This window comes from Bradyrhizobium sp. T-1, assembly GCF_053592855.1.
Genome location: NZ_JBSGOX010000002.1, coordinates 662,556 through 685,401, shown reverse-complemented (window position 1 = coordinate 685,401; position 22,846 = coordinate 662,556). Strand labels below are relative to the sequence as shown.

The window sequence follows — 22,846 nt, the reverse complement described above, 5'->3', positions numbered from 1 at the left end:
CTGCTGAAATGGCCAAGATTCTGGAGAGGGTAAGATCAAACCGGAAATCAAACGGAATATTTACGCTTCGCCGAAGTGGTCCGGTAACGCATAGAAACTATACTGCCGCTTGTCCGAGTGGCAGGTTGGAATGAACGAGATCGCAGTAACATTAGCTTCCGTCGACGCCTGCGTGAACGGGCGACGGACGCGATCGATCAGATTCCCCCCGGACATCGAACGGCAATTTGAAGCCGACATGCACGACAAGCGGTGTAAGCGCTTGACGATCGGACTGCTCGTTTCGGCTCCCCTCTATAACCTTTTTCTGCTCGGAGATTGGCTGCTGGTCCCGGACGTCGTGCGGCTGGCCATGTGGGTACATTTCTCAATAGTGACTCCGTGGATGCTATTGGTCGCCTGGCTCGTATCGCGCAAACCGAGGCCCTTCGTACGGGAGCTCCTAGCAGCCAGTGTTCCGCTACTCATCATCTTGCAGATCGACCTCGGTTTTGCCCTGACGGCGAGCGAGAGCGCTGCGCACTACCAGTACGTGGTGATTCCAACTTTGCTCTACACCAATGTCTCACTGCACAGACTCGAATTCCGCTTCGCTCGTGTCGTGACTGCCGCGATCCTGTTGCTTCACACCGCGTTCGTCATATCCGCAAGCTACATCTCCGCCCCGATAGCGGTGACCATCATCGTTCAGCTCCTCATCTGCGGTTACATCACTCTGATCGCAAACTATACAATGGAGCGCGATCTCCGTAGAGCCTACCTCTATTCGCTGAGAGATCGGCTCAGGCACGCCGATGCGGACGCCGCTTCACGCCGCGATCCATTGACGGGGTTAGCAAACCGGCTGCATCTTGATGATGAACTGTCGCGAGTTTGGTCTCGCCCCGAGTGCCGAGCATCGCCCGTTTCAGCTGTCATGATCGATATCGACCATTTCAAGCACTTGAACGATCGCTACGGACATGCTGCAGGCGACCTCTGCCTGAAACGAGTCGCCGCCATACTTCAGGCAGAGATACGAAGGACGGGTGACCTCGTCGCCCGATATGGAGGCGAAGAATTCCTGATAATCCTGCCGGATATGGCGATGATGGATGCCGTGCGGCTGGCCGAACGCATTCGCCGATCGATCGAAATTGCTGCGATCCCCAATGAAGGCCGGAGCCTCTTAGGCATCGTCACCGCCAGTTTTGGCGTCGCAGCTTGTTCGCCGTCGGATTTGTCTCCTCTGGAATTAATTGCTGCGGCCGATCACGCCCTGTATGCCGCCAAAGGCAAAGGACGTAATCAGGTCTGGCCTCCACTTGTGGCCGACGCCACCGTTCGCTCGTTGACTGAACCATTGACGTTTATGGCGTCGTCCTCAGAAGCAGCACGAGGGGTTTGATTTTCCTGCTTGGGCAAACCCGTGGGAAGCTGCGTAAGCCAGGGACATACGCTAAGCTCTCGATTGCTTCCGTGCCTCCCCCGATCCGGGCTGGGGTAGCCGATCTCGCGTCGAGTCTGATCCACTTGAGCAGTCATATTCAGATTCCAGGATCTGAAAAAGCGATACTCGCTCGCTGCACGGCAGAGACTTGGCTACGGCTCTGCTTTGCCAAATGAACCTGCGTATAACTGTTCAATCCTCTCGACTTCCTCTTGGGTCAGCGCCGCGAACTCATTGGCTCGTGCGCGGTTTGATAGCTTACCTTGATTTTGCCGAAGAAAGCCGAAGAGGTTATTCAGCGTCCTCTCGGGCATATCGACTAAACGCTCGACGCCGGCGCAGAACGTGTCGAACCCTTGAAGAACTCTGGCTTCATTCGGAAGATCTTTCTCAGTTCAGCTCTCGACCGAGCAGCCACTCATACAGGAACCAGATGCGACGCCTGTAAAGACCGGTCAGCTTCTGTTTGACCAGCTCGACGATTTCGCCTTCGGCCACAGCAAGAAAAAGCCGCTTCAGGACGGCAAGATCCACGCCCTCGTATTTCAGCGCAATGTTAGATGCGCCTCAAGGGAAGCTTCTGGGGCGTGCCGAGGTGTGTAAAGGCGCCAGCCATCCTGCTCTAGGATACGATGCTTGGTCCCGATCGCCGAGAGCGTCCGTGGAATTGGAGCGGAGAGGTGATAAGCGTCGATGAGGGCGGCATAGCCGGCCGGAGCACCGGCTTCGGGCAAACGCCGGTCATGAAAAATCGTCCCTGCTCCTGAAAACTGTGCGCTCAACGACATATTCCCGAAAGTTCAGCGGCATTAGAGGAGGCGGACGTCGCCGATCTTACGAGATGAGATTCTTCAAGGCCGGATAGCTCGCGCCGAACACGAAACCGTCCACGCTGCGGGAATCGAAGGCGAGCAACCAGAGACCTTGGGCTTCATTGCCTGAGAACCTGAGAATTTCAAAGGTGCAAAAGCTGCGCCGTTTGGCCCGGGATTTCAACCTCTTGGATTGATGCGGCACCTCCGGGCACCTTAGGCAGGCCCATCGCTGGTGAGATCCGTCTTTCAAAGGTCGAGCACAATCGAGCTAGCGGACCGGAACGGCAATGGGCGGCGCAATCCGCGCTCGAGCCTCATTGTAGACCTCAATGATGCCTGGCATGGCTACGGTTACAGCAACGCCGAACGGAACTTGCTCGTCTATCTTGCTGCCTCTGTCAGGCTCGCGTTGAATGATCAGCTCGATTTCAGAATCGACTGTCAGAGCCGGCGCCTTGTCGCCCAGCCAGCGCCGAGAGAAAACGGTCCCCTTGCTTGCCTGATTGACATCAGGCTGCGTCTTGGATGGCTGCACGCGGAACTGATCGATCTCATCTGAACTCGCCAAAAGCGAAAGCTTCACTGAGCGATACGATTGTCGACCGGGATGCACGGGCGTGAACCATGCAAGCGTTGCGGTCACCGAGTGGGGGAGAGATTGGCCGCTCATGCAAGCCGGTAACGGAACAACAACCGAACGTCTTGTCTCCTGCGCCAGCGTTCCGACGGCCCAAAACGTCGCCCTGTCGGAAGCGCAATAAATTGCATCGTCCGGACTAACAACGCCGTAGCCTAAGAAGCGCCGGATATTATCCTTCTGCCTGACGAATTGCTTTGCATCAGCTGGACCTAGCACGCTCTTGATGAGCTCGGCGCTATCTTGCGGCCACGAGGCTGTATGCACTAACAGCGCCTTGAGAAGCGCGGCGCGCTGATGGTGGGGCAGGGACAGAAAGTCCTGCCCGTACGTGTCTTCCAAAGCGTCATGAATTCTGTGAGCCGTCCTGGAGGCCAGAGCTGCCGCAGCACTTGTGCCGGAAGTGTAATGCTCCCAATTGCTGCTGCCCTCGCGCGGCGGAGCTGCAACCTTGAGCCCATGCGGTCGAGCAGGTCCACTTGGCCTTACAGCAAGCGCCGTTCCACTGGCCACCATGGTTAAATGCTCACGAGAGCCAGGCATCAAAATATCCGGTTTGACGCCGTTTGCAAATCCTGGACCCAATCCGCTGGATGGATTGGTGATGATCATCGGATGATACGGATCGACCCTGCCTCTAGCGCTACGGCGATCGGCTGCGCTAACGGCGTCGATATTGGCGGAGCCTACCGTGATCCCGTTCACTGTTTCCGACGGTGAAAGCAGCCGGCGAGAAGTGATCAATCGCGACAGCGCGGACAACGTATGTCTGGCCCGATCGGGCTGGTCCGTCGCTTCATAAGCAGCCATGGTGGGGATGGATGCTATCTCGAATGAGCCGGCGTGATTGCCGGCACTCACGCAGAACAGAATTCCATATCGATGGGCCAATCTGTCGACCAACCTCGCCCAGGGCGACAGCCGCCCATGAAATGGCTTTCGGACATTGCCGAGCGAAAGATTGACGATCACAACTGACGGAGCGCTCGGATCGTCGTTGCGCCGCATCGAGACCACAGCTTGATAAACCAGGTCGACAATCAGCCGGTCCTCAGGAAATTGATCAGCAGCCCCCAAGAGCGGTATGCAATGGATGCGGCGCGCCAGCGGCGGCTCATTGGTGTTTCGGTCGCCATGCACGATCAGAGAAGCCATAGCTGTGCCGTGAGCCCTTTCAGCCACGACGGCTGCGCCCTCTAAATCGAATTGATCGTCGACATTCATTCGATCACGAAGCAGAGGGTGCTGGGAAACGGGCACGCCATCCAATAAGGCCAAAATTGGTTGGCCTTCAGAAGGAAGCGGTCCCAGTCCGCCTTGGAGCTGACTGGCGTCTTCGACTTGCACCGGCGCAACAATACTCTGTGGCCGAATGTGCATGACCGGGTCCATGCCGCTCAACCCGGTCGCGGAGCGCTCGGTAATTTGCCGGATCGCGGCAACTGGCAGGTTAGCCAAAAGGGCATGATAGGCGATGTCCGGGATCCGGCACTGCGTCACAAGAGTGCCACCGACCGCCCTAATCTCGCTGATGACTCCTTGTTGGTTCGAAGCCGCCATGTCCTCCGACGATCGAAACACAAGCTCGATCTCAACGGGGAGAATTTCCTCATCTCCCATGAGCTCGATCTCGTGCGCAAGGATCTCTCGATCACCATCTTGAACACGATCTCCCGGCCCCCATACTCTGATGTCACGGAGCGTCGCAAAGACATCCCGCCAGGGTGCGAACCCCTCCCCAATTGCTTGCCCGGATACCCATCTCTTCCAGAGCGACAGGATGTTCTGCAAAGCCGTGACATCTGGCACAAGAAGATAGGCCTCAGGCGACTTGTCCTTCTCATCGCCCTCCAGCTCCTCTTCATCGATGAGCTCCAGACCAGGCACTCTTCGGATCGCATTCGCAAAATTCGCAACTGCCCCCCGAACCTCAAAAACCAGCAGCCGCTCTGGCGCCAGCGCGGACGGGTCTGATCGCAAAGTTAAGCCGCTTGGGTCTCGACCCAAGACTTGTTCGAGGCGACGGAAGCGGGGGCCAAATGCTGCATTCTGTGCAGCAGCCGTGAATTTAGCCGGCCTGGGGATCGGTTGCGGCCTGCCTTTTGGTCTTGCCGCCTGATTGCCTGGCGTCAGTCGCAGCAGAGGCTTCGTTGGATCGGCCGCCATGCAGGTTCTCTGGCTTTACTCTCGATGACCAAAATTCGAGTTCAGTCTTGACCGCAGAATCGATCGAGATCTCACCAAGACCAAGAATTTGTCGCCGTCGAACGTTCTGACAGAAATCAAGCACTTCAGCATAGGAGGTTGCGTCAATCTTTTGCGCGAGTTCAAAAGCCGACAGCGAAGGGCGCTCGGGCCAGCCCATATAAATTCGTTCTATGAAATGTGCGATTTCCGCAACTTGCGGAGCGGGAAATGCAATCTTTATCTGAAAACGTCTCCATACGGCTCGATCAAGCAATTCAGCATGATTCGTAGCCGCTATTGTTACCACGTAACTGGGAAGTTTATCGATCTGCATCAAGAGAAACGAAACAACGCGCTTGATTTCGCCCGTTTCGTGATCATCTCCACGCTCTTTTCCAATCGCATCGAACTCGTCGAAAAACAAAACGCAAGGTTGGGTTCGCGCATAGTCGAATAGCGCGCGAAGACGCGCGTTTGTTTCGCCTAGATAGCTTCCTACGAGCGCGTCGTACCGCACCACGAAAAACGGCAGAGAAAGGCCCTCTGCAATCGCTTCTGCAAAGGAAGTTTTGCCGTTGCCTGGAGGACCAGACAGGAGAACCCGATGCCGCGGCTCATATCCGCTTGCCCGCAGCACGTCTGCCCGCACATGCTCCTCGATCAGCTGCATCCCTTCGGCGCGCGCAGGCAAGGGTAAAACCAGCTCATCGAGAGATATGCGTGGCGTAACTTCTAAAATCGTGTCGCGCCCAGCAGCTTGCGGAGACCGCTGAGAGGCAACCAGACTTGGCGGCGTCACAGCTATCGTCTGCAGCGCTCGCTCAAGCCGATCGGCCAGCGCGTGATGACTCTTTGCGCGCTCATCAGCCACAATCGCTTCGACCGCCGAGCGCATCATTGGCCGATCGCCGGTCACACCGGCGCGCACGAGAGATATGAGTAAGTCGCTCTTGGCCATGACAGACAGCCTATTACAGGATTGCGCGCCCACGCTGCTAGAAATGGTCCCAGCTTGTGAACAACTCGCCGATAACCAAGGTTCCTTGCCGGGGTCGCTCGGCGAGCCTATCCGGCGGGGATTAACATATTGAAAAGCTGCAACAAATAAGACTTCTCGTCCGCCGTCATGACTGGTCGAGTCTGTTCTGCCTGCTCAAGCATTCCCCGTCATCCTGTTGACTGCCTGCCTCTGACAAAACTAGCCAGCCTTCATAGCTAGCGCCGACCGAAAGTCCGGCAGAGCCTTCGAGCACTCGCCTCGCGCGCTTTGGCGCTTTATGCCCATCCGAGAGGGGTCGTCAGGGGATTGTTCACTTTTTGTTCAATGCCGTCAAGTCGCAGTCCAATACCGGCGTTCGACCTGTTCCGGAGCGAGAATCGTGAGCAAATGGATCAAGCCCACCGGGGGCGCCGATGCTCGTATCCGTGCATAGTCGAGCTGCTGCAAGCAATGGATGACCCTAATCCCTAAAAGGCGTTGGAATCGCATGCGCTGAACTTTCTCGCGTCGATGCAAATATTCACGGCCGCCGAGCAAAGTAGCCCCCTATCGAAAGTCATGGTCCCGATTGACCTAAGCCGCAACACTTCCGCTCGCGGAGATCAGCAAATCCGCTGGAATATGGAAACGTTCGCGCAGACGCTTCACCATCGTCATGCTCAATTCGCGCTTGCCGGACATGACCTCACTGACGCGACTAGCAGTGCCCAGAAGCGGCACAAGATCAGCGCGCGTCAAACCATGTTGTTCCACCAGATAGGTTAGCAAATCGGGCAACGGCGGCGCTTTGCGCGGCCAGCGTGCGCGTTCATAAGCCTCGATAAGGCGAGCCTGAGCTACCATACGCGCTCGATCGGCAGCCTCGTTAGATTGCATCAGCTTGCCGACAAGCGCCTTGGCCGCCTCATGATCGGCCTGGTTCTGGATAATTATCAATGTTGCCTTCATCACACCGTCTCCGCGTCCACCTTGTCACAGTCTTCATGACTGCCGAAAAAGCGGATCATCAACACGCCATCACGATATTGAACCATGGCGATCAGGCGGTAGTCATTGGCCTTGATGTTGAACACCACGCGTCCGCCTTTCAGGATGCTTGCCTTGGGATGCGATCGCTTCACCTGTTGCGGCGTCCGCCAGTCCGAAGCCTCAGCAATTGCCAGCCATGCCCTGTATTGAGCGCGCGCTGCATCGATGCCCCGATGACCAGAGCGTTCGGCAAAATAGCGCTCACCAAGGTCCGTGCCGACCACCAGCATGAAGGGATACTACCGTCGATTTCCCAAAAATGGAAGAGGGGAATTTCCATTTTTGGGAAACGCATGCCGCCCGCCGACAGTAAGATAGTCTTGCCACTCGGGGCTAATTCACGATCCGATCGGCTCGCACTTTCGCGGCGAAGCCGAAGCCCGCCGCGAACGCTTCTAGGCACGCCCCGCGGTTGATAAATCAAAATCGCATTTCGAACTCAGAATGACGCGGTCAATTGCGACTGGACAATTTTGTGCGTTAGAAGCAAAAGAATCGTCTCGCCGCAGATGCTCTCAAGACTTCCGCTAGGGAAGATTGGGCGGCTGACCAATTCGCTCCAGATCGGCGAGACACTTGTCCAGGTTGCTTTTGGCGTCCTGCAGGAACCTGCTCGTTTCGGCAAGCCGCCTGAGATCAGGCTTGACCGGTCCCTCGCTCACAGCGCTCAGCTGGTGGCAAACAGTTGCAAGATCACCCGAGATGTCTTCGAGGACGAAGGCGAGGTTTTCCAGCGGCACGAGCTCCGAAAAGAAAGACTTCAAGGCGCTTTCGTCCTGGCCAGAGGGACCTTCGAATCTGACTTCGACCAGTGGCACCAACACCTCGCGGTTGTCGCGCCCGACCCTTCCCATGCTCATGATGAGCGAGCTGAACGTCGTCGAAACAAAGGTCAACCGATCGAGCAGGGTGTTTCCATACAATACTAGCGATTCCGATTCGCCTTGCGCCTGCTCCGTTGTCGAAGCCCCGAGATCCTCATTCGACATGCTCGGAGTCCTCTCCTGCGCTCAAGTGCAGCATACCCGAAGGGAACGAGACGGGCTTTGGACTGTTCACCGCCTCAATCGATGTGGAGGCGCCGTGACCTTCGGCTTTCTTCACCTGCACGACCGTCACCGACGAGCCATGATACGAGCTCTTCGTTCGCGCCTTCATATAGCCGGGAGCTGTCGGTGCCGGCGGATGAAGCAGGTAGTCCTCCATCACCTGACGGACGCCAAGCGGGTCACGCATCACTAGTCCCGCCGCATGCAACGTAGGATGCATCGGGCTCGGCAAATCAAACAGGCTGCGAAGAACGACATTTTCTTCAGCCGTGAGGGCAGGGTGGGTTCTGAGACCCATTTTCCTGCGCATAAGCTGCGCCAATTGGCCAGCGCCCCTTGCTGTGGGCCCTTCGTGCCTTTCAAGCGCCATAAGGCCATCGCGCGTCAGCGCGAAATGAGCAAACTTTCCAGCCGCCGTTCGTTCCACAAAACGCGCATTGGTCATCAGGCGAAGAATGCGGCTGAGATTGGCATCCTTCAGATCCAGTTTCTTAGCAATGACCGTCTTCTCCAGCTGACGCGACGGTGCATCCCGCAACAACCGAAGTATCTCGACGACATGCTGACGGTGCATGACCTCGCTTGGACGAGCAACCTTGGCGGTGTTGATCGACATCTGCAGAAGATCGTAAAACGCTCTGAAGCGCTCGGCATAGGCGGCATTCTTCGGCGCGAGCGAGGCGCTCACCCGACGCAGAATATCAAACCATTCCCGCAGCTCCGGATCGCGGCGCCGGCTCTCCAGAGAATTCCAGAGCCAAGCCCCAAGTGTTGCGTAAATACGCTCCAGGCTGCTTTCGGATCCCTCTTTAAGGAATTCCGAAATGACGCTCCGCGCCTCAGTCGCGGTGGCCTCGCCGCTCTCTATCTTTTCCAATGCTACGTCCGACATGGCCATACCCTACGTCACAACCCTTAAGATCATTTTACAACGCTTTACTCTGATTTTAGTCTCTGAATCTAGGGTGTCACCGGCCCCATTTGTAGGCAGTCCAAACGGTCTTTTGACCGAGTTCCCGGGCGGAAACAGCGTTCGGCTCTTTGAGGAGGGGTAATATAGTACCAAGCCGGCCATCCCCGTAGCGGTTGTGGGTGGGATGTTGCACGACAAAACTTCGCGTGCCGAACTTCACTTCCACCTGGCTCGCAGTCGTCTGGTGGCCCTGCATGGTGCGGTCGTTCCCCATCGAGGGGACCAGCATCACATCGACATCCAGGTCCCTGAAGGGCGTGTCGCAGACGTCACAGAAGTCGAGGCAAATTGCGACGCCAATCAGGGCGCCTTCAGTCGCAAGCACGCACATCCGCTCGCCAGCAGTTATGTTTTCGATCCCCCAGTCGTCATCGGCGTAAGGGGCGATCTTGTCGTAGACGAGCCGCTCCTCGCCATAACCGTCATAAATCCGGGCCCGATTCACAATCTCCTTGCCTGCCACCTCGTGCCACGTTCCCGGAATGACGATCTCCGGAGGCTCCAGCGGGTCGGCCACATCTCGCTCGCGGATGAACTTGACGATCTTTTCTCGCAGTCCTGGTGGTACCGTGAGCTCGGGCCAGACGATTGCGATGCAGTTCTCCTGCAACGCGTTCGCCATCTGAAGCAAGACCGCGTTCCCCGCCGCCGGCGCATCGACGCCGCTGACGATGAAACGCTTGTCCCCGTCTACCGTTGCGAACTCCGCCTCAAGCTTGAGCGCCTCGAAAAGGCAGGCGCCCATTTTCCAATTCGTGGGGTCTTGAGCGGCACTATGCAAGGTACGGCTATCGACCACCTCGACGGCATAGCCGTCAATGAAGGTGGGCAGGATCCGATGAAATAGCAGGCCTCGCTTTGAATAGGCTTGGCTCCGCCGGGCAGGGCGGCCGGCGCTCACGCCCTGTCGCGGAATGAACCAGCATCCGAGCGCCTCCAGGCGCCACTCGCCCGATGCAATCGGCCATTGCGACCGCCGCTCGAGCAGCACGCGGTCGATGGCCCGGATGAGACCTCCAAGCGACACAGCAACCTGCTCGGGGGTCTCCTCGGAAACGGACCAAAGGAGGCGGCCTTCTCCGACGCTGTCACCGAAACTCCGGGCAGATTCTTCAAGACGCCGCTCCGAAAGATTGCGGTAAGCCTTGTACACGCTCGGCGGCGCCTTGCGGAACAACTTGTCGAGCTCGATCAGAGCCTTCCTCAGTTCGTCCCTTCTGGCATGCGTCATCGAGGCCTGTGATTGAGCAAGCTCACCAGCTGCCTTCTTCCACTTGCCGAACTCCGTTGTCTTCAGGCGGCTGTCCGCAGGCCCAGGCAAACGACTCGTCCAAACGACTTCGCCAATATGTGCCATTGATAGGCGTACGGTTCGCTATTTGCAATCGGCCCGACTGTGACTTACGCGCGTCTCATCATCTAGCTGCGGGCGCAGTTGCTCTGAATGTCAGAACGCGCAGAAACTCTGCATCGAATTATACGATGGCAACGAAAAGCTGCATATGGCTTCCGATACTCTTGACGAAGCACGAGCAAAGCATTTCAATCTGGGCGGGAGATCCGCGCGCGAGCGACGCGAAGCGGACAGGGGGCACAATCGATGTGGAAGATCAGCCGGGCCGCGGCTTGCCTTGGCGCCTGCTTTGCGATGGGCGGATGCACCAGCCTGTACTATGTGCACGATCCGCAGACTGGCGTGATCACAGCCGGCGAACTGCCATATTTTCTCAAATCGATCCGGTGCGAGGTCGTCACCTTTTATCAGATCGAGCGCGAAAGGCGGAAGCACTACCTCAAGATCTACAAGACCAGGCCGGAAGAGGCGTTCGACCGCTTCGCCCATTTCGACATCGACCCGTTCCTATACGGCACCTTCTTCCTGGAACTGAAAGTAACCGATACCGGCGGTGTCGGGTCCGGCACCGCCTTCGACTATAAGCGCGTTCTAAGTGCCACCACCGCCGAAGTGACCCATGTCGGCCCCACGGCTTCGGCGCAGGACACCTACGACCTGATCTGGTCATTTCTCTTGAAACAGAATGCCGAGCTTGCGTCTGATACCTTGCCGCTGGCATCTAGCCCGGCAACATATGAGCGCGGCTGCTACCGGGGAACGCCGACCGAGCTCCTCGAGCTCGAAGCTCTCGCCGAAAACAAATATCCGGAACGGGCCGCTTTCAAGCGCATCACCGTCGATGCCTCCAAGCCATTGGCGGCCTGGCTGCGCGACAATGCAATTTTGATCGCCGCCAACAACCTGACGCCGGCTATGCCATCGGAAATAGCTGAGCCAGCGCAGATGACCTATACTTTTTCGATCCAAGTGACCGGAGGCATCGAGGCCAAATACTCCCTTACATCGGCGCGCTGGACACCGGCCGCCATCCAAGCCTCCGCATCTGCGCAGCAATTCAGCAATCTCGGTATCTACATCAATGGGCCGAATGCCGTCTTGGCCAACGGAGCAAAGTCTGGCTCGGCCAGCTATGCAGCCAAACAGCCGGCGCTCGGATCAAAGGACAATCCGATTTACACGACACCAATCCCGGGAGGGGAAAAGTCGCAGGAGTTGCCGGAGAGCGGGGGGGCCGCAGCCCGCCGGCCAAGGGCTGGTGGTGGCCCGCGGACGAACGGCTTTATCTTCGCGCCGGTGCCAGTCTTCCCGCCATCTCCAACGCCTACTCAATAAAACATGACTCGTTACTGCCTGCTCGGATTGCTGGTTCTTCTCGTGCTCCTCCCCTGCAGCAGCGCGAAGGCTCAGCCTGCGCTTCCCTCAGGGGTGTCGGAGATGGAGCTCTTCGGAACTGTGATCCGCAGCTCCAAATGGGACGTGAAGGAAATCCCGGTCTGCTGGGAAAACCTCAATCCTCATGACCAGAAATATGCAGAACTCGTCCGAAAAGCCGTGGCCGAGACCTGGGAAAGCGCAGCACAAGGAGGCGTTTGGTTCGCCAAGACCTGGCCTGCCTGTAAAGAGGGCGCAGCCGGCGTCCATGTGCGCATCGCCGACGAGGGCGCGCACACCGACGTCGTCGGCAAGTATCTCGATGGCAAGTCTTCGGGCATGACCTTGAATTTCAGCTTCAATCATTGGAGTAAAGGATGCATCAATAAGCGCGAATTCTGCATTCGTGCGGTCGCTGTCCACGAATTCGGGCACGCGCTCGGCTTTACTCACGAGCAGAACCGCGACGATGCTCCGGAACAGTGCCGCAACGAGAAATTTTCAGGATCGGTCGGCGACTACAAAGTCACTAAATACGACCCCAATTCCATCATGAACTATTGTAATCCAGCATGGAACGGAAGCGGACAACTCAGCCCACTCGATATCGCAGCCGTCAGAACGTTTTATCCGTCCTGACCCTCGCCTTGCTCTTTGTCATCTCCGGGCAGGCGCTAGCCGATCGCGCCGCGGTGCAGATCGCCGCGCGCTATAACGTCAGGACTGTTCATGTCCAGTTTGTCGGCGTTATGTACAACGGCAAGCAGGAAGTCGGAGGCGGCTCCGGCCTTCTGATCGGCGACAACCTCGTGCTCACCAACAGCCATGTGGTCGGACGCGAGGAAAACTACAAGAGCTTTGAGGTCGATGCTCGCCTTGGCTCGCGCAACGCAAACCCAATCAAAGTCAGCGCGATTCACCGCGACGACGCCAACGATCTTGCCCTTCTCGAGTTGGCCCAGCCGGCCAGCAACAGCGGCGGAGCATCGCGCTGCCCAATGCCGGTCATCAATGAAAGCCAGCAGGCCCCAATGGGAACCCAACTCTATCTGCTCGGCTATCCCCTCGACCTGGATCTGAGCATATCGAGCGGCCTGATCAGCAATCAAACCAGCCCAAATGGGCGCTGGCAAACCGATACTGTCATGAACGTCGGCAACAGCGGAGGTCCCGCGTTCAACGAGTTCGGCGCGCTCCTCGGTATCGCTGTCGGCGGCATCGTCAAATGGAACGATGCCCAGGTCAACGGAGTGAATTTCATCATTCCTGCCACGGTCATAGCCGCGAGTCCGCTCTACAAGCTGATTGCGGCTATCCCCCAACCATCCGTCTGCTGGACCAAATGGGTCGACACTACAATCTCATTCGAGAACTGGAGCAAGCTCAACTCGACCCATGTGCAGACGCAAGCCAATCAGGGCGTGAAAATTCCCGAGATCCTGGCCGGCGCGCTTCACACGTTGCTTCCAGAAGACCGGCGGCTCATCGTCAATGTTCCGCTATCGCAACTCGTCGAGCTCAAGCAGATCGAGCGCTCATACACCGTCGACAAGACCAAGGATGATCATCCCGTCGTGTTTGCCGAGCATTCGGCCGACTACGCCGAGACGTTCCCAGCCGAGCCGGGCTACCGTATCACCGGCTGCTCCTGGCATGTCGAGACGGCAAACGGAGCCGGCAACATTGCTTGCGCCATCAACGATGGCGGTGCAGAGGCGCGCTTCACCTACAAGCTGACCAGTGGACCCGCCGTCGATCGGTACCGTGGATGGCTCGGTGCTACCGTCAATCTATCTCAAGTTCTTGCGAAGTAAGGAGGAGGGGCCATGGTCGTCTCGACATTGCGAGCCGATTCTTCAAATGCGCTGCACTGGCTCTCGTCGTTCCGGCAGCTCCGCGCGGCTTTAATTGCTCTGGTCTGCATGTTTGTCGTCGGCTGCGCTCATCAAGCACCTATCTCGAGACCGTCAAAGCCCCAAGCCCAAAACACGCATCAGCACCACGGGCGTGCATTGACAGGATATCACCATCATGCCGCAAGGTATTACGGCCCGAGGTATTATGGTCCGAGACGCCATGATTATGGCTATCATCGCCCCACAACGGGTGAGGCAAGTGAGGAAGCACCTCCCGAGAAACCGACGCCAACTGGCGCCGAGGCTCCCAACAAGCCCGCCATCAAGGGCTTGGTGCCCGTTTATTTTGCGACCAACCGCGAGGTGATGGGAGGCCCGAATCTGCAGCTGAAACAGATCACCTATGATCGTTCGGCCACGAATACCTATGGCTGCGTGACTGTGAGCATACCGATCGTTCACAAGATGGGCGAAGTCGAAACGCCAAAGACATATCTGTACGGCATTTGGACAGAGGCCGAGCAGGACGGAAAGCACTTTCGAATCCAGACTCTATCGAAGCTCTCACGAGAGGAGTTTGCCTCCGCGATCGCCAATCCTGCCGACAGCCTGATGCTGTTCGTCCATGGCTACAATGTTCCTTTCTCGGATGCAGCGTTCAAGGCCGCTCAGATTGCCTTCGATGCAAATTACAAGGGCCGCGTCATGATTTATTCCTGGCCCTCGAAAGGCGGGTTGGCGGATTACGATTACGACCGCGAAAGTGCTTTGCATGCCACCGATGGATTGTTCGATCTTCTCAAGCTCATCAAGACGGAGGGGAACGTTTCGCGGATCATCCTGATCGCACACAGCCTTGGCAGCGAAGTGGTATTGGGCGCCTTGCAGCAGGCAGCGCTGAGCCAAACAGCGCTTGGCATTACCGAGCTGATTTTCGCAGCACCCGACGTCGACCGTGACCTCTATCTGGAGCGGGCTAACCAGATCAAAGCGGCCGCGGGTGCGGTGACCGTGTACGCCTCGTCAACTGATCTGGCTCTGCTCGCCTCGATGAAGAAGGCGCAGTCGAAATCGCGAATGGGCTATGTGACTAAGAGCGGTCCAACTCTCGTCTCGGGCATCGAGACGATCGATGTCTCTGCGGTCGGAAGCGAAATGTTCGCGCTCAATCATAGTACCTATTCAACGAGCCGGGCGGTCCTCGACGATATCGGCCGGATCATCTCCTCATCTAGCCACCTCAAGCCACCGCAGCGGACCCCAACTTTGCGCTCGATGCCTAACGAGCTCAACGCGACCTATTGGATGTATCCTTACTAGTCATCTGGAACGCAAGTTCATCACATTAGTTGATGGCTCGAATCTTTGTAGAGGAGAGCGCTTGTGGGGAATGCAGGTGTGAGAGGCCGGCCGATCGCGCCGTTAGTGCTCAGTCCGCAGGAGCGCACGTACCTAGAGAGGCAAGTTCGTCGTCATCGTGTCGCGCGGTGCTATCTGAGCGATGCCGCGCGATCCTGCGATGTGCGGATGGCCTGCCAAGCAAGTCTGTGGCTGCTGAACTCGGCATCCATGAACACACCGTTGGCAAGTGGCGCCGTCGGTTTTTTTAGAAGGATCGCTGTGATGGCCTGCTTGATGAAGCCCGCCCGAGCCGCCCTCGCACCATCGACGACGATCAGGTTGCTGAGGTAATCGAGCGGACATTGCGTACGACGCCGGCCGACGCGACGCACTGGTTGATCCGCTCGATGGCTGCGGAAACTGGCTTTTCCCACACCACGATCCGCCGAATGTGGTCGGCGTTCAGCTTGCAACCGCACCGTAGCCAGACATTCAAGTTGTCGAGCGATCCACTGTTCGTCGACAAGGTACATTGTCGGCCTTTATCTATCCCCACCGAACCGAGCCGTTGTCCTCAGCGTTGATGAGAAAGCCAGATCCTGGCACTCGATCGCGAGCAGCCGGTCTTGCCGATGATGCCTGGGATGCCAGAACGTCGCACGCACAGTTATGTGCGACATGGCACGACCACACTGTTTGCCGCGCTCGATGTCGCTTCCGGCTTTGTCATTGGCAAATGCTACAAGCGTCATCGGGCGGTCGAGTTCTTGAAGTTCCTCAAGGAAATCGACGCTCAAATCCCCGAGGGGCTTGCGGTCCACATCGTCATGGACAACTACGCCACCCACAAGACACCTAAGATCAAGGCGTGGCTCGCTCGCCGGCCGCACAACCATGTCCACTTTACGCCGACTTCCGCGTCATGGATCAATCAGAACGAGCGCTGGTTCGCTGAACTCACCAGAAAGCAGATCCAGCGAGGTGTTCACACCTCCGTCAGACAGCTCGAGGCCGACATCCGTACCTTCATCGAACTGCACAACAATAACCCGAGGCCCTTCAAATGGACCAAGTCTGCAGACCAGATCTTGGCTTCCGTCAAACGCTTCTGCCACAAAGCCCAGCAGACTTTATGCGGCGAACTTTAGATTCACGTGACTAGGGGGGCGTGCGCATTAATCCTCGTTGATGTGCGGCTCGTTCCTATTTCGAAGCCTTTATGTAACGGCAGCAAATGTCGCGCAGCTTTCGCGGAATCGAGCAGTCTTGCACGATAGTGAGAAGCGGGCCGTGGTGAGATCGGGGACCGTACATGCATGCGCCCGGGAAGACCACAGTTTGGATCGGGATAGCGCGCATCTCGTCGTACGAGTGCCGCTTACTCAGTTGATGGTAAAAGTCCGTTCGGGCTTTTGATGTTTGAGCGTGCGACGCTCCATCATAACAGCCAGCCTTTGCGCTTTTTAGGTCTTGCCGAAGGAGGCGCCCTCTGGGTCCTCTGGCCGGGTCCGCTCTTCAGCATGAAGCCCATCAGAATGAGAGCTGAATACAGGGCTGCGCCGTCACCGCACTTGATCGCGGGGCGAGCATCTCTGAGGGGCCGCTCAGTCCGTGGTGGCGGCGCAAAGATCCGGCAGGCCAAAAGCATGATGGGCAACGACTGCAGTGTCCGAACGGATCCTCCGCTATTAATACTTCCATTATAATGGGTTGATTCTTGAGCTCACCTGCCATATACATCCCTAAAGGGATTTGTAAATGGACCTGACTGTAGAAACTTTCATAGAAGGCACGTGGCACGAGGCGGCCATTGTCAACTTGGAAGCCCCCGAAAAGGGCTACACGACGCCTTCCAGAACTAGCTACGAAATGGGCTATTTTGCCAAGTTCGGCGCCATTCCATTTGCGGAAGACCGTCCCCTTAAAGGCGTACATGCTTACTCGATCAACGCCCCAGTCGATCTGGTGGATCGCGCAGCAAGCACCTGGCCAGCTTTTCTACTGGACCTAATTCCTCAAGGTCACCACGCCGAGAGGATCGCGCGATTTCTGAACCTTCCGGTCGAGGCGCCTTCTACCCAAGTCCATCTTCTCATGAGAGCTGCGAGTTCTCCCGTCGGCAATATTCGCATCAAAGAAGCATATGATCAGGAGGTCGAACGTCTTCAGGACATATCGGTCGCGGGAATCACTATGGAAGAAATTCTCGATCGGAGCGATGCGTTTCTCGAAGTTGCTGATCGCTTTTCCTTGCTTGCCTCGGGTTCGAGTGGGCTGCAAGGTGACTGGCCCAAGGTGTCACTGACTCGCTCCCGAGACGGACTTTGGTATCCGAATTCGATGGTCCCGGACGCGGACGCCCTCGAATTTATCATCGTAAAGCTTCTGCGTAGTGATGAGCCGGTGGATCAGCGGATCCTGGAGTCTGAATCGGGCTATTCGGTGGTCGCAAAAGAGTTTGGCGTCAACGTCGAACGCACGAGCACCTACGGCAATGGTGTGCTTGTCATTCCACGGTTTGACCGCAGGGTGACGTCGGGTGGTCTAATCCGCTACGGACAAGAGAGTCTGGTCTCTGCGATTGGCGTTGCGGAGTTTGCATTTCAGAGCAGGCACGAAACTTATCTGAAAACAATCCAACAGGTCTCGTCGTGTCCGCTGGAGGACACGACGGAGTATCTGCTGCGAGATGTCTTGAACCTGGCTATGGGCAATCCCGATAATCATGGTCGAAACGCCGCGCTTAGAAAATTCCCGGATGGAAGCATACGTCTCGCCCCCTTGTTCGATTTCGCACCAATGAAGATCGCGACAGCGGGCATCGTCCGTTCCACAAGGTGGGGGTGCATGCTCGATGGTGGAGGACAGGACACCAATCCTGATTGGAGGCTCGTCTGTGAGACAGTTTCTAGCCCCAAGGTGCCCGCCCACAAATTGATGTCCGCTTTGGCAGCTAAGGAAGATCTTCTCCGGGCCCTTCCAGAGATTGCAAGAAAGTGCGGCGTGCCGGTCTCCGTCGTGACGAATGCAATCATTCGCAACGAAGATATGGCGAACGGTGTTGCCAAACTGCGCAATGTGACAGATTAGGCGAGCCTCATGGCCAGATGGCGTAAACCTACGAAAGAGGAGATCCGAGATCGTCGCGCCGCAATTGCAGCCAAAGCGCGCGCGGGTACTCTCCGCTTGCCGGAGGCTGTCGCCGAGATGCGTCAAGCCCTCGGGCTCACCCAGATTGAGTTCGCCCGACTGTTTAAGCTGACACCGCGCCAAGTCGCCGACATTGAAAGAGGAGCGGCCAATCCTACTGCGCAAACGCTAGACAAAATAGGTCGCGCATTCGGTTTCCAAATCGGCTTTATTCCGATCGCTGCTGGGGCGACAACGGCCTCTCGCGAAGATGAGAAATCTGCCGGGCCACATTGATGATGAGCGCGTCTCGAACCGAATAGATTCTTCCGAATGGCCATTCGTGAGGAATCTCTTTGGCGTGTTCGCAAACGGTCCGTAATGCTCTGGAGTTTTGAGGAGGCGCAAATCCGGTACGCTGGTCTATTTCAAGATGACACTGCCGGTGTGCCGGGCGAGCCCTTGGCCGACCAAAGGAGCGACGCTGATCGCAAAAAACAGCGGCAAGAGGTTGCGTCGAAGTGCAATTCTGCGAGATCTTGGCCTCTTTTCATCCACCTTGGTCGCCTTCGAACATCTTCGGCCGGTCGGCTTCCCCGTGGCGTTGCTGCAAGATCTTCGTTCAAACTTGACTGGAGGACGAATGTCTTGAACTGAAGAACTGACCTCGTACCCAGGAGGACAATGTCATAATCTTGAGCCGTGGGGTTCACAAACAAAGACAGCGCTCCATATCCCCAGCGAAAGTCGCGAGGCTTTTCGCATAGGAGAGAAGCCGAGCCCGGGCTGGATGCGCGTTAAACCCAAGCTCGCTCCAAGAGATTCGTATCATCAAATGTCGTGGAATGCGTAACCATTTGCGTCTTTTCGTTTCCGCTAGCGTTCACCGGACGACAGAGCCTTGAATTGCCAAGGCTCCCACCACGAAACTGACGTCATCAGCTCTACGGCGATCGGCCAAAAGATGACGTGGGGCGACGCATCCATGGCCGCGCGACCCCGTCGAAGGCCTCGAATGCGTCGATATCGCTGACATAACGCAGCGTCAGCTGGATATCGTCGAGCCCTTCAAGCAATGCTGTCCGACGCGAAGGCGACACGACAAACGGTATCGATAGCGAACACGACATCCTGATCTCACATCGCTCAAGATCGACCTTAATTTCACGCCCGGGGTCTTTCGCAAGCGCGCCTAGGATTTGCTCATAGTCGGCTTTGGGCAATGTGATCGGAAGAACGCCATTCTTGAAGCAGTTCTCGAAGAATATTTCCCCGAAGCTCTCGCGATAACGCAGCGAATACCAAATTGCTTCAGCGCCCAGACTGCTGCTTCTCGCGAGCTGCCGCAGCCAAAGTTATCGCCTGCCACGAGGATCGAGCTGCTCCGAAATGGCGGAATATTCAGCACAAAGTCGGCGCGTTCGGATCCGTCGTCCTGAAATCGGCTGTTGGCGAACAGGGCCTTACCCAAATTAGCGTTCGCAGAACGCATGAAGCGGGCAGGGATAATTGCATCTGTATCAATATTCGGGTCCGCCAGCACTGCGGCGACACCTTCCAACGTCACAAACTTTTCCATTTGCCGCCTCTATGCGTGCGCGAGCTTGCGAACGTCGGTGATGACACCCGTCACGGCGGCCGCCGCCACCGATGCCGGACTTGCAAGATGCGTGCGGCTATTTGGTCCTTGGCGATGCTCGAAGTTGCGATTAGAGGTCGCCATGCAGCGCTCACCTGGCGCGACTTGGTCGTCGTTGATCCCCAGACACATTGAACACCCGGCCTCTCTCCAGTCGAAGCCTGCATCGAGAAATACTTTGTTTAGACCGAGGGCCTCAGCCGCGCGCTTGACCGACGTCGATCCAGGCACAACCAGCGCCCGCACGCCTTTGGCGACCTTGCGCCCCTTGACGATGGCCGCTGCCGCCTGAAGGTCCGATAGGCGGCTGTTGGTGCAGGATCCAATGAAGGCGACGTTGATCGGAATGCCTTCAAGAGGCTGATTAGGTTTGAGGCCGATATAGTGCAGCGCCTGCTCCGCCATGGCGCGACGGACAGGATCGCCAATCAACACGGGATCTGGGATGTTTTCGTCGATACCTACGACATCGCCAGGTGTTGTCCCCCACGTCACCTGGGGGGCAATCTCGCTACAGTTAACCCTGATTTCCTTGTCGAAGAGAGCTTGCTCGTCTGTGTTAAGAGTGCGCCACTGATCTAATGCGGCCTGCCAATGCGCACCTTTGGGAGCATAGTCGCGGCCAGCGATATATTCATACGTGGTATCGTCCGGCCCGATCATGCCAGCACGTCCACCAAATTCAATGGACATGTTGCAGATCGTCATCCTGCCTTCCATGGACATCGCACGAATGACGGGTCCGCAATATTCGATGGCATATCCGCGCGCCGCCTGTGTTCCCTCTTTGCCGATCAAGTAAAGTATGAGGTCCTTGGCACAGACATCCTTTCCCAGACGTCCGGCGAACGTCACCCGTAGCGCCTTTGGCTTGCGCTGAAGTACGGTTTGGGTTGCTAGAACGTGCTCGACATCGCTTGTGCCAAAACCCCACGCATAGGCACCGAGCGCGCCATTTGTTGGTGTATGGCTGTCTGCGCAAACAACAGTCATCCCTGGCGTGATAAGCCCGAGCTCCGGCGCCACGACGTGTTCGATACCCTGCCTGGCATCAGCCAAGTCAAACAGCTCAATTCCGTGTTCGCTGCAGTTCCGTTCCATCAAGGTGATTAGCTCGCGCCCCTCGGGGTTCGAATCGACCGTGCGCCCAGGACGTGTCGAAACGATGTGATCCGTGACACCGAAAGTGAGATCAGGTCGACGCACAGATCGCGAGGCGCGCCGTAGCCCATCAAATGCTTGTCCGCTCGCCGATTCCTGGATGATGTGGCGATCGACATAGAGCAAGAAGACGCCGTCACCCATTTCCCGGATGACATGACTGTTCCAGATCTTTTCAAAGATAGACCGCGGTTGGATCATGTTACACCATGGCCGAGTTGCTCCCACGCTAAGAGCGGGTAGGCTTCACGCCAATTGCGTGATCGGCGACACCGGTCTTGATGCAGGAGGAGCTCGTCGACTAGTAAGAAATTGCAATTTCGAGCGGATGAGGGCTTATGGTCCGGTCGCCCACTTTTTGATATTTAGTCCTTACCCCTTCAGGCCCGATGCACCGGTAACACGGGACGGCTCTCGACTGAGCAGTCGAAACTTCTCAACCCAAGACTTGGCCTGGAACGCCAATGCGCGAGCGTCAGTGGAAAGCGTGACGAATCGAAAGCCACGCGTGACCATGCGCCACGCTTGTTCGGGACCAGGTGCGAAAATGCCTGCAATCAGACCCTTCTTAATGCACCCCTTCAAAACGCGATCGATGGCAGCGTCCACCTCGGTATCAAACTCCTCCAGCTGCGGCTTCCTGTTCAGGGACAGCGAGAGATCGCCTGGTCCGATATAGACACCATCCAGACCTGGCACATCAAGAATACTCTCGATGTTGGCGACGGCTTCAGCGGTTTCAATCATAGCGATGACGCTGAGCTCCCGGTTCGCATGCGCAGCATAGTCCTCGCCATAGGCCGTCGCCGCACGGACGGGGCCTAAGCTGCGCTGGCCCATCGGTGGATATTTGCAATATTGGACGAGGCGCTCAGCGTCCGCTGCCGTGTTGACCATAGGGCATGTCACACCAAGAGCACCTGCATCAAGCGCTTTCATGATGATTGCCGGGTCGAGCCAGGGGATGCGTACCAACGGGAGCACGTCCACGGCCGTAATGGCTTGTAGCATCGCGACGGCGGCATCGTACCCGATGAGACCATGCTGCAGGTCAAGCGTGATTACGTCGAAGCCTTGTCGAGCATAAAGTTCTGCCGAAAACGCATCGGGGATCGCGCAATAGCCGTTCAGTAAATGGCCATTTTCGGCCATGCGGCGATTTAGTCCTCGAAAGGGGGCCATAAGGAAGCTTTCTTTGCTGTGAATATGACGACTGGCCTCGATATCCTGTTGACGGCTGCTGGCATCGGAATGTCGTCGACGCCGCGCGCAACAAGTACACCACTGACCGCGTGATCACTTGACTGCTCCGATTGCGCCGGCAACCGCGCCTTGTTGTGCGCCGGAGCGGATTAGACCCTCAAGAACTCTAGACAAGCTTTTGCAAAAGGTCTGTCGCCAGTGGCGAACTTCTCATGCGCTCGATTTGCCAGCTAGCTGGTGGCTACCGCAACATAGCGCTTTGGCGTCACGCCGTGGACACGCTTGAAGTGCTTCGTGAAGTGACTTTGGTCAACGAAACCGACCTCGTAAGCTACTTGTGCCGCTGGCTCTCCCTGAAGAAGAAGATCAGCGCCGCGCGCGACGCGCCGTTTTATCAGATAGGCATGGGGCGTTACTCCCAAATCTCTTCGGAATGCCCTAATCAGTTGAAAGATACTTGCGCCCGTCTGACGCTCAAGATCGCGAAGCGTAATCCTGATCTCAGGGCTCTTCTTAATAAACGCGAGCGCAACTTCTGTAATGCTTCCGTCAGGGTCGCCGGGCGGAGCAGAGAATGCGTCTGCCGATACGACTGCCGTTTCCATCCCACAAGTCATGTCCAACTCTTGCTGCAGTGGACGAGTTTCATCGCGGGGCTGAGGATGAAGGC

Annotated in this window: 17 protein-coding genes and 3 pseudogenes; 8 read left to right on the top strand and 12 right to left on the bottom strand. The window is 57.0% G+C overall.

Annotated features, from left to right (window positions below; all coding sequences use genetic code 11):
• Positions 1–130 precede the first annotated feature (130 nt).
• Positions 131–1,387, top strand: coding sequence for a GGDEF domain-containing protein (locus ACWAT4_RS42620; RefSeq protein WP_128929965.1), 1,257 nt, complete (start codon positions 131–133; stop codon positions 1,385–1,387).
• A 435-nt stretch (positions 1,388–1,822) separates the two neighbouring features.
• Here the strand turns inward: ACWAT4_RS42620 and ACWAT4_RS42615 are convergent.
• From ACWAT4_RS42615 to ACWAT4_RS42580, 8 genes and pseudogenes are all read right to left on the bottom strand, one after another.
• Positions 1,823–2,217 (bottom strand): annotated as a pseudogene (locus ACWAT4_RS42615) (Fic family protein); the annotation flags it as partial.
• A gap of 295 nt (positions 2,218–2,512) precedes the next feature.
• Entirely contained in the window at positions 2,513–5,047 is a 2,535-nt protein-coding gene (locus tag ACWAT4_RS42610; RefSeq protein WP_128929966.1) for a S8 family serine peptidase, read from the bottom strand.
• On the bottom strand, positions 4,950–6,026 hold the full coding sequence (locus tag ACWAT4_RS42605; protein ID WP_128929967.1) for an AAA family ATPase: 1,077 nt from the start codon (positions 6,024–6,026) through the stop codon (positions 4,950–4,952). Before ACWAT4_RS42605 ends, ACWAT4_RS42610 begins: the two co-directional genes overlap by 98 nt.
• A gap of 615 nt (positions 6,027–6,641) precedes the next feature.
• Entirely contained in the window at positions 6,642–7,016 is a 375-nt protein-coding gene (locus tag ACWAT4_RS42600; protein ID WP_074274398.1) for a helix-turn-helix domain-containing protein, read from the bottom strand.
• Positions 7,016–7,327 carry a type II toxin-antitoxin system HigB family toxin gene (locus ACWAT4_RS42595; protein WP_128929968.1) on the bottom strand — a complete coding sequence of 104 codons (312 nt, stop codon included), beginning with the start codon at positions 7,325–7,327 and terminating at the stop codon, positions 7,016–7,018. The genes ACWAT4_RS42600 and ACWAT4_RS42595 overlap by 1 nt, the downstream gene beginning before the upstream one ends.
• A gap of 297 nt (positions 7,328–7,624) precedes the next feature.
• A complete protein-coding gene (locus ACWAT4_RS42590; RefSeq protein WP_128929969.1) occupies positions 7,625–8,086 on the bottom strand; it encodes a hypothetical protein in 462 nt (153 codons plus the stop codon).
• On the bottom strand, positions 8,076–9,038 hold the full coding sequence (locus ACWAT4_RS42585) for a helix-turn-helix domain-containing protein (RefSeq protein WP_128955131.1): 963 nt from the start codon (positions 9,036–9,038) through the stop codon (positions 8,076–8,078). The genes ACWAT4_RS42590 and ACWAT4_RS42585 overlap by 11 nt, the downstream gene beginning before the upstream one ends.
• A 76-nt stretch (positions 9,039–9,114) precedes the next feature.
• The gene (locus tag ACWAT4_RS42580; RefSeq protein WP_128929971.1) at positions 9,115–10,440 is read right to left on the bottom strand and encodes a carbon-nitrogen hydrolase family protein; all 1,326 of its coding nucleotides are present in this window, start codon (positions 10,438–10,440) and stop codon (positions 9,115–9,117) included.
• A 279-nt stretch (positions 10,441–10,719) separates the two neighbouring features.
• On the opposite strand from ACWAT4_RS42580, the gene ACWAT4_RS42575 reads away from it, so the two are divergent.
• The 7 genes and pseudogenes from ACWAT4_RS42575 (at position 10,720) to ACWAT4_RS42545 (ending at position 18,470) form a co-directional block, all read left to right on the top strand.
• A complete protein-coding gene (locus ACWAT4_RS42575; protein WP_128955132.1) occupies positions 10,720–11,808 on the top strand; it encodes a hypothetical protein in 1,089 nt (362 codons plus the stop codon).
• 102 nt (positions 11,809–11,910) lie between these two features.
• Entirely contained in the window at positions 11,911–12,486 is a 576-nt protein-coding gene (locus ACWAT4_RS42570; protein WP_237864942.1) for a M12 family metallopeptidase, read from the top strand.
• Positions 12,420–13,661, top strand: a complete 1,242-nt coding sequence (locus ACWAT4_RS42565) for a S1 family peptidase (RefSeq protein ID WP_449731339.1) — start codon at positions 12,420–12,422, stop codon at positions 13,659–13,661. Before ACWAT4_RS42570 ends, ACWAT4_RS42565 begins: the two co-directional genes overlap by 67 nt.
• Before the next feature lie 12 nt (positions 13,662–13,673).
• Complete coding sequence (locus ACWAT4_RS42560) at positions 13,674–15,023, top strand: alpha/beta hydrolase (protein ID WP_128929974.1); 1,350 nt, start codon at positions 13,674–13,676, stop codon at positions 15,021–15,023.
• A 63-nt stretch (positions 15,024–15,086) separates the two neighbouring features.
• A pseudogene (locus ACWAT4_RS42555) lies at positions 15,087–16,192 on the top strand (IS630 family transposase).
• A 610-nt stretch (positions 16,193–16,802) separates the two neighbouring features.
• Positions 16,803–18,134: a type II toxin-antitoxin system HipA family toxin gene (locus ACWAT4_RS42550; protein WP_128929975.1), complete on the top strand. Its 1,332-nt coding sequence runs from the start codon at positions 16,803–16,805 to the stop codon at positions 18,132–18,134.
• Between the two features lie 9 nt (positions 18,135–18,143).
• A complete protein-coding gene (locus ACWAT4_RS42545) occupies positions 18,144–18,470 on the top strand; it encodes a helix-turn-helix domain-containing protein (protein WP_128929976.1) in 327 nt (108 codons plus the stop codon).
• Positions 18,471–19,117: 647 nt separating this feature from the next.
• Here the strand turns inward: ACWAT4_RS42545 and leuD are convergent.
• From leuD to ACWAT4_RS42525, 4 genes and pseudogenes are all read right to left on the bottom strand, one after another.
• Positions 19,118–19,752, bottom strand: a pseudogene (leuD, locus tag ACWAT4_RS42540) (3-isopropylmalate dehydratase small subunit).
• A 9-nt stretch (positions 19,753–19,761) separates the two neighbouring features.
• Positions 19,762–21,171, bottom strand: coding sequence for a 3-isopropylmalate dehydratase large subunit (leuC, locus tag ACWAT4_RS42535; protein ID WP_164933598.1), 1,410 nt, complete (start codon positions 21,169–21,171; stop codon positions 19,762–19,764).
• A gap of 174 nt (positions 21,172–21,345) precedes the next feature.
• The gene (locus ACWAT4_RS42530; RefSeq protein WP_206733115.1) at positions 21,346–22,125 is read right to left on the bottom strand and encodes an HpcH/HpaI aldolase family protein; all 780 of its coding nucleotides are present in this window, start codon (positions 22,123–22,125) and stop codon (positions 21,346–21,348) included.
• Between the two features lie 281 nt (positions 22,126–22,406).
• Positions 22,407–22,781: a helix-turn-helix transcriptional regulator gene (locus ACWAT4_RS42525; protein ID WP_164933582.1), complete on the bottom strand. Its 375-nt coding sequence runs from the start codon at positions 22,779–22,781 to the stop codon at positions 22,407–22,409.
• Positions 22,782–22,846: the final 65 nt, after the last annotated feature.

Excerpts from the sequence above, each read along its gene's own strand:
- ACWAT4_RS42620 (WP_128929965.1), top strand. The coding sequence starts at position 131 with ATGAACGAGATCGCAGTAACATTAGCTTCCGTCGACGCCTGCGTGAAC.
- ACWAT4_RS42610 (WP_128929966.1), bottom strand. The coding sequence starts at position 5,047 with ATGGCGGCCGATCCAACGAAGCCTCTGCTGCGACTGACGCCAGGCAAT.
- ACWAT4_RS42605 (WP_128929967.1), bottom strand. The coding sequence starts at position 6,026 with ATGGCCAAGAGCGACTTACTCATATCTCTCGTGCGCGCCGGTGTGACC.
- ACWAT4_RS42600 (WP_074274398.1), bottom strand. The coding sequence starts at position 7,016 with ATGAAGGCAACATTGATAATTATCCAGAACCAGGCCGATCATGAGGCG.
- ACWAT4_RS42595 (WP_128929968.1), bottom strand. The coding sequence starts at position 7,327 with ATGCTGGTGGTCGGCACGGACCTTGGTGAGCGCTATTTTGCCGAACGC.
- ACWAT4_RS42590 (WP_128929969.1), bottom strand. The coding sequence starts at position 8,086 with ATGTCGAATGAGGATCTCGGGGCTTCGACAACGGAGCAGGCGCAAGGC.
- ACWAT4_RS42585 (WP_128955131.1), bottom strand. The coding sequence starts at position 9,038 with ATGTCGGACGTAGCATTGGAAAAGATAGAGAGCGGCGAGGCCACCGCG.
- ACWAT4_RS42575 (WP_128955132.1), top strand. The coding sequence starts at position 10,720 with ATGTGGAAGATCAGCCGGGCCGCGGCTTGCCTTGGCGCCTGCTTTGCG.
- ACWAT4_RS42570 (WP_237864942.1), top strand. The coding sequence starts at position 11,911 with ATGGAGCTCTTCGGAACTGTGATCCGCAGCTCCAAATGGGACGTGAAG.
- ACWAT4_RS42565 (WP_449731339.1), top strand. The coding sequence starts at position 12,420 with ATGGAACGGAAGCGGACAACTCAGCCCACTCGATATCGCAGCCGTCAG.
- ACWAT4_RS42560 (WP_128929974.1), top strand. The coding sequence starts at position 13,674 with ATGGTCGTCTCGACATTGCGAGCCGATTCTTCAAATGCGCTGCACTGG.
- ACWAT4_RS42550 (WP_128929975.1), top strand. The coding sequence starts at position 16,803 with ATGGACCTGACTGTAGAAACTTTCATAGAAGGCACGTGGCACGAGGCG.
- ACWAT4_RS42545 (WP_128929976.1), top strand. The coding sequence starts at position 18,144 with ATGGCCAGATGGCGTAAACCTACGAAAGAGGAGATCCGAGATCGTCGC.
- ACWAT4_RS42530 (WP_206733115.1), bottom strand. The coding sequence starts at position 22,125 with ATGGCCGAAAATGGCCATTTACTGAACGGCTATTGCGCGATCCCCGAT.
- ACWAT4_RS42525 (WP_164933582.1), bottom strand. The coding sequence starts at position 22,781 with ATGGAAACGGCAGTCGTATCGGCAGACGCATTCTCTGCTCCGCCCGGC.